10 protein-coding genes and 5 tRNA genes are annotated in these 13,779 nt (G+C 26.6%); 10 read left to right on the top strand and 5 right to left on the bottom strand.

Features of this window, described 5'->3' with window-relative positions:
- The 5 genes from alaS to gshA form a co-directional block, all read left to right on the top strand.
- A partial coding sequence (gene alaS, locus ACTP5B_RS02245) for an alanine--tRNA ligase (RefSeq protein ID WP_464829631.1) occupies positions 1 to 2,020 on the top strand: 2,020 nt, incomplete at its 5' end.
- A gap of 193 nt (positions 2,021 to 2,213) precedes the next feature.
- On the top strand, positions 2,214 to 2,399 hold the full coding sequence (gene csrA / locus ACTP5B_RS02250) for a carbon storage regulator CsrA (RefSeq protein ID WP_464829632.1): 186 nt from the start codon (positions 2,214 to 2,216) through the stop codon (positions 2,397 to 2,399).
- Positions 2,400 to 2,555: 156 nt separating this feature from the next.
- A tRNA-Ser gene (locus tag ACTP5B_RS02255) sits at positions 2,556 to 2,647 on the top strand.
- A 17-nt stretch (positions 2,648 to 2,664) separates the two neighbouring features.
- Positions 2,665 to 2,738, top strand: a tRNA-Arg gene (locus ACTP5B_RS02260).
- A 92-nt stretch (positions 2,739 to 2,830) separates the two neighbouring features.
- Complete coding sequence (gene gshA, locus ACTP5B_RS02265) at positions 2,831 to 4,387, top strand: glutamate--cysteine ligase (protein WP_464829634.1); 1,557 nt, start codon at positions 2,831 to 2,833, stop codon at positions 4,385 to 4,387.
- A 124-nt stretch (positions 4,388 to 4,511) separates the two neighbouring features.
- Here the strand turns inward: gshA and metK are convergent, their stop codons facing one another.
- Positions 4,512 to 5,651: a methionine adenosyltransferase gene (metK, locus tag ACTP5B_RS02270; protein ID WP_464829636.1), complete on the bottom strand. Its 1,140-nt coding sequence runs from the start codon at positions 5,649 to 5,651 to the stop codon at positions 4,512 to 4,514.
- A gap of 325 nt (positions 5,652 to 5,976) precedes the next feature.
- Here metK and ACTP5B_RS02275 point away from each other — a divergent pair, with 325 nt between their 5' ends.
- Entirely contained in the window at positions 5,977 to 6,654 is a 678-nt protein-coding gene (locus ACTP5B_RS02275) for an endonuclease (RefSeq protein WP_464829750.1), read from the top strand.
- Positions 6,655 to 6,659: 5 nt separating this feature from the next.
- Positions 6,660 to 7,400, top strand: a complete 741-nt coding sequence (locus tag ACTP5B_RS02280) for a 16S rRNA (uracil(1498)-N(3))-methyltransferase (protein ID WP_464829637.1) — start codon at positions 6,660 to 6,662, stop codon at positions 7,398 to 7,400.
- Between the two features lie 179 nt (positions 7,401 to 7,579).
- Here ACTP5B_RS02280 and rpiA read toward each other — a convergent pair whose 3' ends face one another.
- The 4 genes from rpiA to ACTP5B_RS02300 form a co-directional block, all read right to left on the bottom strand.
- Positions 7,580 to 8,242 (bottom strand): ribose-5-phosphate isomerase RpiA, encoded by a 663-nt coding sequence (gene rpiA / locus ACTP5B_RS02285; RefSeq protein WP_464829638.1) that lies wholly within the window; start codon positions 8,240 to 8,242, stop codon positions 7,580 to 7,582.
- 179 nt (positions 8,243 to 8,421) lie between these two features.
- Positions 8,422 to 8,496: transfer RNA gene (locus tag ACTP5B_RS02290), tRNA-Gln, on the bottom strand.
- A gap of 92 nt (positions 8,497 to 8,588) precedes the next feature.
- Positions 8,589 to 8,670, bottom strand: a tRNA-Leu gene (locus ACTP5B_RS02295).
- A gap of 19 nt (positions 8,671 to 8,689) precedes the next feature.
- Positions 8,690 to 8,766, bottom strand: a tRNA-Met gene (locus tag ACTP5B_RS02300).
- A gap of 99 nt (positions 8,767 to 8,865) precedes the next feature.
- On the opposite strand from ACTP5B_RS02300, the gene glnS reads away from it, so the two are divergent.
- The 3 genes from glnS (at position 8,866) to eno (ending at position 13,638) form a co-directional block, all read left to right on the top strand.
- Positions 8,866 to 10,551 (top strand): glutamine--tRNA ligase, encoded by a 1,686-nt coding sequence (glnS, locus tag ACTP5B_RS02305; protein ID WP_464829640.1) that lies wholly within the window; start codon positions 8,866 to 8,868, stop codon positions 10,549 to 10,551.
- A 120-nt stretch (positions 10,552 to 10,671) separates the two neighbouring features.
- Positions 10,672 to 12,306 (top strand): CTP synthase, encoded by a 1,635-nt coding sequence (locus tag ACTP5B_RS02310; protein ID WP_464829642.1) that lies wholly within the window; start codon positions 10,672 to 10,674, stop codon positions 12,304 to 12,306.
- Positions 12,307 to 12,333: 27 nt separating this feature from the next.
- The gene (gene eno, locus ACTP5B_RS02315; protein ID WP_464829644.1) at positions 12,334 to 13,638 is read left to right on the top strand and encodes a phosphopyruvate hydratase; all 1,305 of its coding nucleotides are present in this window, start codon (positions 12,334 to 12,336) and stop codon (positions 13,636 to 13,638) included.
- Positions 13,639 to 13,779: the final 141 nt, after the last annotated feature.

The raw sequence follows: 13,779 nt of genomic DNA on the forward strand, positions 1-13,779 counted from the left end.
TCGTTTTATTGAAATTTGGAATATTGTTTTTATAGAATTCAATCGTGTTTCCAAGACAAAAATCATTCCCTTAAAAAATAAATCTATCGATACGGGTATGGGATTAGAAAGAATATCTGCCGTTTTACAAAATGTTTATTCTAACTATCATATAGATATATTTCAAGAATTAATAAAAAATATATCTAAATTAAGCCCTATAAATGATTTAAACCATGTTTCTTTTCAAGTTATAGCAGATCATATTAGATCCTGTGCATATATTATTGCAGATAACATTATTCCATCAAATGAACACAGGGGGTATGTTTTAAGAAGAATTATTAGAAGAGCCTTAAGACACGGTCACAAAATTGGTATAAAAAAAAATTTCTTTTACAAACTTGTATCTAGTGTAATTAAGGTAATGGGAAAAAGCGCTGATGTTTTAAAAGAAAAAAAAGAAAAGATACAAGAAATTCTAAAAATAGAAGAAATACAATTTTCTTATACTCTCGATAAAGGTTTAAAAATATTACATTCCGAAATAAAAAAACTACATAATAATATACTCCCTGGTAAAACAGCATTTTATCTTTATGATACGTTCGGATTTCCAATCGATTTAACAGCAGATGTTTGTCGTGAAAAAAATATAAAAATAGATTATAATGGTTATAAATTAGCTAAGGAAAAACAAAAAAAACAGTCAAATATCAATGAAAAATTCCACAAAAATTACAACAACAACATTGCTGTAAAAAATACCTGTATTTTTGAAGGTTACAAAAAAAATATAACTGAATCAACAATAAAACATATTTTTATCAACAACCAATCTGTATTACGTATTTCAAAAAATCAACATGGAATTATTTTTCTTGATAAAACACCGTTTTATAGTGAATCAGGAGGACAAATAGGTGATGTAGGTGAGTTATATGCTGAAAAATCATATTTTATAGTAGAAAATACAAAAAAATACGGAAAGTCAATAGGACATATTGGCAAATTAATTTCAGGAGAAATTGCAGTTAATGATTCTGTTTGTAGTCGAATTGATGAAAATTATAGAAATTCTATCCAATTAAATCATTCAGCAACACATTTATTGCATGCTGCATTACGCAAATCTTTAGGGAGCCATATTACTCAAAAAGGTTCCTTAGTAACAAATACACATTTAAGATTTGATTTTTCTTATTTTACATCAATAGATCAATCTCAAATACAGAAAATTGAAAATATCATCAATCTAAAAATTCGTAATAATATTAAAATTGAAACTAAAAAACTAAATTTAGAAGAAGCTAAAAAGAGAAAAGCAATAGCTTTATTCGATAACCAATATGAATCTATTGTACGAGTTGTATTTATAAATAATTTTTCGATAGAACTTTGTGGTGGAACACATGCTAAAAGAACTGGTGATATTGGACTATTTAAGATTATTTCTCAATCAAGTGTAGCATCAGGAATTAAAAGAATCGAAGCTGTAACAGGACAAAATGCTATAAATTATTTACATGAAAAAGACAATTATATAAAAGATATATCTCTTATACTAAATTGCAATAGTTTTGATATCAAAGAAAAAACAAAGAAACTTAAAATAACAATAAAAAATCTAGAAGAAAAAATAATTCAAATACAAAAAAAAGAAAATTCACATAATATAAAAAAATTACTTAAAAATATTACTGATGTAAAAGGAACAAAATTTTTAGCAAATATATTTTATGAATATGAACATAAATTATTAAGAACAATGCTTGATCAGTTAAAAGAAAAATTAAAAAATGCGATTATTATTTTGATTAATGTTAAAAACAATCGTTTTACTATGATTGTTGGAGTAACAGAAAATTTACTTAATCAAATAACAGCGATAAAAGTCATGAATATGATTATACAACAAACAGATGGCAAGGGAGGAGGGAAAAAAGACATTTCCGAAGGAGGAGGTGTTTATACAAAACAACTGCCTATTATTCTAGAAAATATAAAACTATGGATTGATAAACAGTTGGATATAAAATAAACAATATTTTTATTTTGTAAAACGTTAAACAAATTAAACACAGAAAAATTATCATTTTACAATATAAAATATGTTAAAAGCATGAAAGCAAAATTTCTTATTAAAATATCTTGTGCTCTACTTTTAACCTTGTACTATTCATGATGCCAGGAACTAGGAGGCCGAGCTCTTTCAATCTTTCAAGGAAAAAAGAATGCTTATTCTAACTCGTCGAGTCGGCGAAACGTTAATAATTGGCGATGAGATAACTGTAACAGTACTAGGAGTTAAAGGCAACCAAGTTCGTATTGGTGTGAATGCTCCTAAAGAAGTTTCGGTACATCGTGAAGAAATATATCAACGTATTCAAGCTGAAAAAAAGAAACAAAAAAATTACTAATTAACACCGCATCTTACTAAGATTAAGTAAGATGCAATCTTATATTCAAATAAAAAATAAACGTAATAGAATTTCTCAATTTTAAAAATGTATTTGACTTATATAAAAAAAAAAGTAAAATAAAATCTATAAAAATAAAAAAAATTTTTATAGCTAGGTGAGATGGCCGAGAGGATGAAGGCGCTCCCCTGCTAAGGGAGTATGTAGAAACATCTGCATCGAGGGTTCGAATCCCTCTCTCACCGCCATTTATAAATTTTAAATTGCATCCGTAGCTCAGTTGGATAGAGTACTCGGCTACGAACCGAGCGGTCGGAGGTTCGAATCCTTCCGGATGCAAAAGCATCATAAATAACCTCTAAAAAATAATAAAAAATTATCTTGTAAAATATTTTTAAAAACATTTTAATATCTTAGATCAGGAGATGAAATTGATACAAGATATCTCGAAAAAAATTGCTTGGTTAAAAGCAAATCCGAAAATGTTAGAAGGTATTTTTCGAGGAATCGAACGCGAAACCTTAAGAATTAAAAAAAATGGAGATTTCTCCAAAAAAAAACATCCATACTCCCTCGGATCCTCTTTAACACATAAATGGATAACCACTGATTTTGCTGAAAATTTATTAGAATTTATTACGCCTACTAGTAATAACATAGACTATTTATTGTCTTTTTTAACAGATTTACATCGTTTTACAGCATCAAAAATAAAAAATGAACGTATGTGGCCTTTTAGCATGCCATATTTTTATAAAAACGAAAAAAATATTCAAATAGCTCAATATGGACAATCTAATATTGGTCAAATGAAAACTACTTATAGAAAAGGTTTGATGAATCGCTATGGATATATAAAAAACACTATTTCAGGCGTACACTATAACTTTTCCTTGCCTTTATTTTTCTGGGAAAATTTGACAGAAAACAAAAACAAAAAAAATAATACTGATTATATTTCATCAGGTTATTTGAATCTAATGAGAAATTATTATCGATTTGGTTGGATTATTCCTTATTTATTTGGATCATCACCTGCAGTATCATCATGTTTTTTAAAAAATACAAAAAAAAAATATAAATTCAAAAAAAATAAAGAAAATATATTTTATTTACCATGGTCAACGTCGTTAAGACTTAGCGATATTGGTTATACTAATACTAAGATTTTAGATCTAAATATTACGTTTAATGATCTCGATGAATATATTGAGTCATTAAAAACTGCTTTAGAAACACCGAAAAAAAAATTTATTAATATAGGATTAAAAGATCTAGATGGTAATTTAAAACAATTAAATACAAATATCTTACAAATAGAAAATGAACTTTATACTCAAATAAGACCTAAAAGAAAAACAAGAAAAGGAGAATCACTTATAGAAGCTCTAAAAAACAGAGGAATTGAATATGTTGAAATACGTTCTTTAGACATTAATCCATTTTCACCTATAGGTATAAGCAAAACACAAATACTTTTTTTAGATTTGTTTTTAATTTGGTGTGCTTTAATTGATTCTCCTAAAATCAAAAAAACAGATTTTCTATTAATGAGTAAAAATTGGGAAAAAATGATTTATGAGGGAAGAAAACCGAATCAAAAAATTTATATTAACAATCAAAATGAAACAAAGACATTAATTGAAATCAGCGAAATTATATTTCAAGATCTAAATAAAATTGCATTAATATTTGATCGCAATTCAAACAATTTATCATACCAAACAGCATGTAAAAAAATAAAAAAATTTTTTCAAAATCCAGATTTAACTTACTCTGCTCAGTGCCTCAAATTTTTAATTAAAAGAGGTATAAAAAAAACAGGTTTATTTTTAGCTAATAAATATCATAAAAAATTTATTTATGAGAATTGCTTAAATATAAATAAAAATATTTTAGAAATAGAAACTATACATTCTCATAAAAAACAAATACAAATAGAAAAAGAAGATACATTGTCTTTTGAAGAGTATATGAAAAAAAAATAATTCTCCCATGTTAGTCAACATGGGATAAATTTAAAATTTTAATATATTTTTTCATATTAAAATACTTCTTTTTTACAAGGAATTTTAGAGTATTTAATCTTGAAATCATCATTTTTTAATAATTTTATTGGGATAATTCATCTACTTTATCAATTTTTTCCCATGGAAATTCTTCTCTTCCAAAATGTCCATATACTGCTGTTTTCAAATAAATAGGTTGAAGAAGATCAAGCATCTTAATCAATCCATATGGACGCAAATCAAAAATATCACGAATCAAAAGTATTAAAGAATTATTGCTTATTTTTCCAGTGCTAAATGTATCTATCATAATAGAAATAGGTTCTGCTATACCAATAGCATATGAAAGTTGAATCTCACAACGATCAGCTAAACCAGCAGCAACAATATTTTTCGCTACATATCTGGCTGCATATGCTGCAGAACGATCTACTTTTGAAGGATCTTTACCAGAAAACGCACCGCCTCCATGTCTAGCCATACCTCCATAAGTATCAACAATAATTTTACGACCAGTTAAACCACAATCTCCCATAGGACCTCCTATAACAAATCTACCTGTGGGGTTGATAAAAAATTTTGTATTCTTTGTCAGCCATTTTTCTGGTAATACTGGTTTAATAATCTCATCCATAACTGCTTCTTTCAACAGATTTTGAGTAATATTTGCTTCATGTTGTGTAGAAAAAACTACGGTATCTATTCCTATTATATTTCCATTATTATATTTAAATGTTACTTGACTTTTAGCATCAGGTCTCAACCAAGGTAAAACTTTTTTCTTTCTTAATTCAGACTGTTTTTTCATTAGAAGATGTGCGTAAATAATTGGTGCTGGCATTAAAAATTCAGTTTCATTTGTTGCATAACCAAATATAACTCCTTGATCACCAGCTCCTTGTTTTAAAGGATCAAAACGATCTACACCTTGATTAATATCTGGTGATTGCTTCCCAATCGTGCTTAAAACTGCACAGGAATTAGCATCAAATCCAGTATCAGAATTAATATAACCAATTTTATTAATAGTATTACGAGTAATTTCTTCAACGTCAACCCATGCAGTTGTTGTAATCTCGCCTCCAATTAAAACCATACCTGTTTTAACATAAGTTTCACAAGCAACACGTGCTTTAAGATCCTGTTTGAGTATTTCATCAAGCAAAGCATCAGAAATTTGATCCGCAATTTTATCTGGATGACCTTCTGAAACTGATTCAGATGTGAAAAGATATTCCGTCATATTTTATCTGCCTTATTCAAAAATAATTTTATCTATATTATTCTTAATAAATTTAAACTCTTTGTAACATAAAAAAAGTAAAAAAATATACATTCATATTTATATTCTTTTAAATTTATAATAAAATATTACTTTATTATAATATTTTTTAAAATAAAAAATTATAACTAGATATTTATTGTTAATATATAAAACATAATATATTTAAAATCCAGAAAATCTCAGTATATTTTTAACATATAACAATAACATATTATTAAAAATTTATTATTTAACAATCGAACGGATAAAAATGATAAAAAAAATATTTATTATTATAATTAGTATGTTTTTTTTCATCTTTATACAAAAAAATAATCTAAAAAAAAACACTATAAAAAATTTCTATCAAGCAAAACTCATATCAATTAAAATTCATAAAAATGTGCCAGGTTCTTTTTATTGCGGATGTAAGATAATTTGGAAACAGAAAAAAGGAATTCCTGATCTGTATTCTTGTGGATATAAAATCCGCAAAAACAAAAATCGTGCAACAAGAATCGAATGGGAACATGTAGTACCAGCATGGCAATTTGGACATCAAAAAAAATGTTGGAAAAAGGGAGGTCGTAAAAAATGTATTACAGATAAAAAATATCAATATATTGAATCTGATCTTCATAATTTGCAACCAGCTATTGGAGAAATAAATGCAGATCGTTCAAATTTTATGTATAGTCAATTAACAAATAAGATTTCACAATATGGAAGATGCCAAATGAAAATAGATTTTCAAAAAAAAATAGTAGAACCGCCTGAAAGAGCCCGAGGCGCCATAGCTAGAACTTATTTTTATATGAATAAAAAATACAATATCATTATATCTAAAAAAGAAAAAAAAATGTTTTTAAAATGGGATAAAAATTACCCTGTGACAGAATGGGAATGCGAAAGAGATAAAATGATATCTAAAATACAAGGGAATCATAACAACTATATTTATAAAAAATGTTATAAAAAGTAAAAAAAATGAATAAAAATATTCCGCGCATATATATTAAAGATTACTTAAAGATAAATTCAATTTATTTTTTATCAGAAAACAACATGCATTATATTCAAAAAGTTTTAAGAATGAAAGTCCACGATACATTAGAGTTATTCAATGATACTAACTATGTTTTTTTTGCTAAAATAATATATATTTCTAAAAAAAATATTAAAATAAAAACTTTTAAAAATCAATTTAAAAATGTTGAATCTCCAATTTATATTCATTTAGGTCAAGTTATTTCTAAAAGTGAAAAAATGGACTTTACTATTCAAAAATCAATTGAAATGGGTGTCAATATTATTACGCCGTTATTTTTTGAAAATAGCGATTTTCAAAAAAAAAATATAAATGTTTTAAATAAAATAAAACGTTGGGAAAAAATAGCTATTTCTGCATGTCAACAATGTCATCGTAATATTGTTCCCAAAATAAAAAATCCTACAAATGTTTTTTCATGGTGTAAAAAAAATGAAAAAAATGATATAAAAATTATTTTTCATCCAAAATCTGGATTTACAATAAACAAACTAACAGAATCGATAAAATATATTCGAATAATCATCGGATCTGAAAGAGGTTTTTCAAATGATGAAATTAAAGAAATTGTTAGTTACGGATTTATTTCAATGAAATTGGGACCTAGAATATTGAGGACAGAAACAGCTGCTCTTGCAGTCATTGCTGCACTACAGACACGATTCGGTGATTTAAAATAGAATAAATTTTTTAGTATTTTAATTTTTATTTTTTTATTTGTCAGATAATTGAAAAATTTTTAATCATTTAAAATGATTTCATCCAAAAACAAAAATTTTCACGAATTTTAAAAACATTATTTAATACAAGAATAAAAGTTTATATAAATAACTTATTATAAAATCAAGTATTTAATAATTTATTTCTTTTTAATAGTTACAATTCCATTTGGTGTACCAATTAAAACCACGTCAGCACTTCTAGATGCAAATAAACCTACTGTAACTACTCCTGGCAATGAATTAATTTTCTTTTCCATTAATATAGGATCTTGTATATATAAATTATATACATCTATGATTATATTACCATTATCTGTAATAAAATTTTCTCGATATTTTGGTATTCCTCCAATTTTTACTATTTCTTCTAAAATGTAAGAAAACGCCATTGGAACAATTTCAATCGGCAATGGAAATTTTCCGAGTACATCTACTTTTTTTGTTTTATCAATAATACAAATAAATTTTTTTGCCATGGTAGCAATAATTTTTTCTCTGGTTAAAGCACCTCCCCCGCCTTTAATCATTTGCATATGATCATTAATTTCATCTGCACTATCGATATAAATAGCTAAAGAATTAAAATTTTTTAAATTAAAAACCTCTATTCCTCTTTTTCTTAATAATAAAGTAGAGGAATTAGAACTAGATACTACTCCATGTATTAAATTTTTTATCGTACTTAAAGCTTCAATAAAATAAAAAATAGTAGTACCTGTCCCTACTCCAACAATAGTGCCAGGATAAATATAATCTAATGCAGCCCATGCTGCTTTTTTTTTTAATTTATCTAAATTCATAATATAAAAAATTATTTTGTTTTAAATAAAATTATAAGTAGAAAGTAGTAGAATTTTAATCTGATTTTATTAAAAATTAATGGATAATATTGAATTAAAAATTTTAAATTATCAATTTTTATTTTTGATATAAAAATATTTGATAAAACTAAAAAATATAAAAAATCTCTTTAAAGGAATGGCTGGGGTACCTGGATTCGAACCAGGGATGCCGGTATCAAAAACCGGTGCCTTAACCACTTGGCTATACCCCATATTGAAAAATACATTTTTGAAAAATACATTTTATTTTAAAACATGTAATTACTATTTTTCAAATTTTTTTAGTAAATTGAGTAGTAATATGTACGGGAGGCGAGATTTGAACTCGCATACCTTTCGGCGCCAGAACCTAAATCTGGTGCGTCTACCAATTTCGCCACTCCCGCTTTCTTAAAAATTAAAAAATGGTAGCTACGACGGGATTCGAACCCATGACCCCAGCGTTATGAGTGCTGTGCTCTAACCGACTGAGCTACGTAGCCTAATAAAAAAATTTTATGTATAATAAAAATATATTTTATAATATATAAATTGAATAATCAACAAAATTATTTTAATTAAAAAATTATGTTAGGAACAGAATGAATAATAAAATAAAAAATAATAATTTTATTTGTCAAATCATCAATCAAGATTTTAATAAGAATAAAGACTTATCTTTTCATACTCGTTTCCCACCTGAACCAAATGGATATCTTCATATTGGTCATGCAAAATCGATATGTTTAAATTTTGAGCTTGCTAATCTATATAAAGGAAAATGTAATCTTCGATTTGATGACACAAACCCATTAAAAGAAAACATTAAATATATTAAATCGATTCAATATGATATCAACTGGTTAGGTTATAAGTGGTATGGTCAAGTTTGTTATTCTTCTCAATATTTTTCAAAACTATATGAATATGCAAAAGAATTGATTCGAAAAGGTCTAGCTTATGTTGATGAATTAACAAAAGAACAAATACGTGAATACCGAGGAACTTTAAATACACCAGGTAAAAATAGTCCTTATAGAGACAGAACAATTAAAGAAAATATGAAAATTTTTAAAAAAATGAAAAATGGAGAATTTTCTGAAGGTAAAGCATGTTTACGTGCTAAAATAAATATGGATTCTCCTTTTATTATTATGCGAGATCCAGTTTTATATCGAATTATTTTTGCGAGACATCATCAGACTGAAAAAAATTGGTGCATATATCCTATGTATGACTTTGCTCATTGTCTTTCTGATTCTATTGAGGGAATTACTCATTCATTATGCACATTAGAATTTCAAGATAATAGATGTTTATATAATTGGATATTAAAGCATACTAGCGTTAAAAACTATCCTAAACAATATGAATTTTCTCGACTTAATCTAGAATTTTCAGTTTTATCTAAAAGAAAATTAAAAACACTTATTGACAAAAATATCGTACAAGGATGGAATGATCCTCGAATACCTACACTCTCTGGTTTAAGACGAAAAGGATACACGCCATCTTCTATTAAAAATTTTTGTCAAAAAATTGGGATTACTAAACAAAATAATTTAATAGAAATTTCTATGTTGGAACATTGTATTCGAAAAGAACTAAATGAAACTGCCATACGAACTATGGCTGTATTAGAACCAATCAAGATATTCTTATATAATTTAGATAAAAACCATGAAGAAAAATTTATAGTACCTAATCATCCTAATAACCCTGAAATGGGCACACATAAAATTATTTTTACTAATACTATATATATTGAACGTTCAGATTTTAAAGAAAAATATGACAAAAAATACAAAAGATTAAAACTAGGAGAAAAAATACGTTTAAGATATGCTTACATAATCAGAGCAGATAAAATAGAAAAAGATGAAAAAAATAACATCATCAGTATAATATGTTATTGTGATCTAAATACTTTAGGTAAAAAACCAGAAAATAATAAGAACCCCCCAGTAATACACTGGATTTCAAAAAAAAATGCACTTGCCGCGGAATTTAGATTATATGATAAATTATTTAATATAAAAAATCCAGAACAAGAAAAAGATTTTTTATCATATATAAATTTAGAATCTTTAAAAAAAAAATACGGTTTTATAGAAAAAAAAATAGGAGAAAAAATACGAGAAGAGATTGATCGTGACAATCCAAAATTATTTTTTCAATTTGAAAGAATCGGTTATTTTTGCGTAGATAAAGTAGATTCAAAAAAAGATTATTTCGTTTTTAACCGTACTGTTAAATTACGAGATATATGGAATTTAAAAAAAAAATAAAAAAATAGAATATGTTCTTGTGAAAATTTTTATATTAAAAACATATTTTATGGTCAAAAACCATAAAAAATATTTCAAACTCAAAACTTATTTATTTTAACTAATATTTTTATATTTAGTATGACTAAAAATTATATTTTTATTACTGGTGGAGTCGTTTCATCTTTAGGGAAAGGTATTGCAGCTGCCTCCTTAGGAGCAATACTAAAAGCACGAAATTTGAAAACAACAATTATCAAACTGGATCCATATATTAATGTAGACCCTGGCACAATCAGTCCGATTCAACATGGAGAAGTATTTGTTACTGAAGATGGTTCTGAAACAGATTTAGATTTAGGACACTATGAACGTTTTATTCATACAAAAATGACATTTTTAAATAATTTTACTACGGGTGGAGTATATTCTCAAGTTTTAAAAAAAGAAAGAAGAGGTGATTATTTAGGAGCCACTATTCAAGTAATACCTCATATTACTAATGCTATTAAAGAAAGAATTGTTTTATGTTCACAAGACAATAATATGATTCTTGTGGAGATAGGTGGAACTGTTGGCGATATTGAATCGCTTCCGTTTTTAGAAGCAATTCGCCAAATGGCGGTTGATATTGGACGAAAAAATGTTATATATATACACTTAACACTAGTACCCTATATTACAACCGCAGGTGAAATAAAAACAAAACCTACACAACATTCAGTTAAACAATTACTATCTATAGGAATACAACCAGATATTTTAATCTGTCGTTCTGAACGTACTGTACCAATTGATGAAAGAAAAAAGATTGCGTTATTTTGTAATGTACCAGTTAACGCTGTTATATCTTTAAAAGATGTTGATTCAATATATAAAATACCAAAATTATTAAAAAATCAAAAACTAGATGACTATATTTGCGAATATTTTAAATTAAATGTGCCTGAAGCTAATTTAACAGAATGGGAAAAAGTAATTCACGCAGAAAAAAATTATAATGACAGCATTATTATTGGAATTATTGGAAAATATGTCAGATTACCTGATGCATACAAATCAGTTATAGAAGCACTTAAACATGCAGGTTTTAAAAATAAAATAAAAGTAAATATAAAATTAATTGATTCAAGAGACATAGAAAATAAAACATTTGAAACATTAAAAAATCTGAATGGCATTTTAATACCCGGGGGTTTTGGTGATCGAGGTATCACAGGAAAACTGTTGTCTATCCAATATGCACGAGAAAATAATGTTCCATATTTCGGTATTTGTTTAGGAATGCAAATAGCAATTATAGAATTTGCACAAAATGTTGTTAGAATTAAAGATGCAAATTCAACAGAATTTGATCCTGGATGCAAATACCCTATTATTCATTTGATAAAAAACTGGAATAATAGTGCACCTGAACATTATAATGAAAAAGAGAATGATATTAACTTAGGTGGAACTATGAGATTAGGTGGTCAAACTTGTAAACTAAAAGAAAATAGTTTATCTCGAAAATTATATAATCAAGAGATCATCACAGAAAGACATAGACATCGATATGAAGTAAATAACATTTTATTTAAAAAAATAGAAAATGCAGGACTTCAAGTAACAGGACGTTCTAATAAAAATGTAGTGGAAATTGTAGAATTGTCTAATCACCCATGGTTTTTAGGATGTCAATTTCATCCTGAATTCACTTCTACACCACGTGATGGACACCCATTATTTATAGATTTTATAAGATCAGCAGGAAAATACAAAAAAAATTTTATATAAAATTTTTTTAAACATACTGAGGCTAAAATGTCTAGAATTATAAAAGTTATAGCTCGCGAAATAATAGATTCTCGAGGGAACCCTACTATAGAATCTGAAGTACATTTAGAAGGAGGTTTTATTGGATTAGCTTCTTCCCCTTCAGGAGCTTCTACAGGCTCTTTAGAAGCTTTAGAATTAAGAGATAAAAATAAAAATAGATTCTTGGGAAAAGGAGTAAAAAAAGCAGTTTCTTTAATAAATGAAAAAATAAATAGTGCACTGAAAAATCAAAATGCTAAAAATCAAAAAGATATTGATCGTATTATGATTAATCTGGATGGAACAGAAAATAAATCCAAATTAGGTGCGAACTCAATTTTATCTGTCTCTTTAGCTGTTGCAAAAGCAGCTGCTGCATCTAAAAGAATGCCTTTATATGAACATATTGCAGAAATTAACGAAACGCCAGGTGTTTTTTCTATGCCTTTGCCAATGATCAATATTATTAATGGTGGGAAACATGCTAACAATAATATTGATATTCAAGAATTCATGATTCAACCAATTAGTGCAAAAACAATAAAAGAGGCTATACGTATAGGCTGTGAAGTATTTCAAGTATTAGGTCAACTTCTCCAAGAAAAAGGAATGAACACAACAGTAGGAGATGAAGGAGGATACGCGCCAAATTTAAAATCTAATGAAGAAGCTTTAAATATTATTCAAGATGCTATACATAGAACTAATTATATATTAGGGAAAGATATACGATTAGCGATAGATTGTGCTGCTTCAGAACTATATAACAAAAAAGAAAAACAATATCGACTAAAGGGGGAAAATGTTCTTTTTTCTTCAAAAGAACTGACTCATTATTTAGAAAAATTATCTAAAAAATATCCCATAACTTCAATTGAAGACGGACAAGATGAATCTGATTGGGAAGGATTTTTATATCAAACAAATCTTTTAGGCAGTAAAATGCAACTAGTGGGAGATGATTTATTTGTCACAAATACAAAAATTTTTAAAAAAGGAATAGAAAAAGGTATCGCTAATTCTATATTAATAAAGCTAAATCAAATTGGAACATTAACTGAAACAATAGAAGCGATAAAAATGGCAAAAAAAGCAAACTATAGTGTTATTATTTCTCATCGATCAGGTGAAACAGAAGATACTTCTATAGCAGATCTGTCTGTAGGAACATCATCAGGACAAATTAAAACTGGTTCTATGAGTCGATCTGACAGGACTGCAAAATACAATCAATTAATTAGAATAGAAGAAAATTTAGGTCAAAAAAATGCTCCTTTTCATGGTTTAAAAGAAATTAAATCAGCATTTTAGATTTTTAAAAGCAAATTAAATATATTAAAAAAGAATCAGGTATTTTAAAAATATGCCTGCTTCTTACCTAATAGAAATATTGTATTTATTTGAAATAGTATAGTACTTGACACATATAAATATATTTTAAAAATTTATTTT

This window comes from Buchnera sp. (in: enterobacteria) (assembly GCF_056343165.1).

What these genes read in the sequence shown, in the direction of transcription:
- csrA (WP_464829632.1), top strand. Translation starts at nt 2,214, where the DNA reads ATGCTTATTCTAACTCGTCGAGTCGGCGAAACGTTAATAATTGGCGAT.
- ACTP5B_RS02310 (WP_464829642.1), top strand. Translation starts at nt 10,672, where the DNA reads ATGACTAAAAATTATATTTTTATTACTGGTGGAGTCGTTTCATCTTTA.
- glnS (WP_464829640.1), top strand. Translation starts at nt 8,866, where the DNA reads ATGAATAATAAAATAAAAAATAATAATTTTATTTGTCAAATCATCAAT.
- ACTP5B_RS02280 (WP_464829637.1), top strand. Translation starts at nt 6,660, where the DNA reads ATGAATAAAAATATTCCGCGCATATATATTAAAGATTACTTAAAGATA.
- ACTP5B_RS02275 (WP_464829750.1), top strand. Translation starts at nt 5,977, where the DNA reads ATGTTTTTTTTCATCTTTATACAAAAAAATAATCTAAAAAAAAACACT.
- eno (WP_464829644.1), top strand. Translation starts at nt 12,334, where the DNA reads ATGTCTAGAATTATAAAAGTTATAGCTCGCGAAATAATAGATTCTCGA.
- metK (WP_464829636.1), bottom strand. Translation starts at nt 5,651, where the DNA reads ATGACGGAATATCTTTTCACATCTGAATCAGTTTCAGAAGGTCATCCA.
- rpiA (WP_464829638.1), bottom strand. Translation starts at nt 8,242, where the DNA reads ATGAATTTAGATAAATTAAAAAAAAAAGCAGCATGGGCTGCATTAGAT.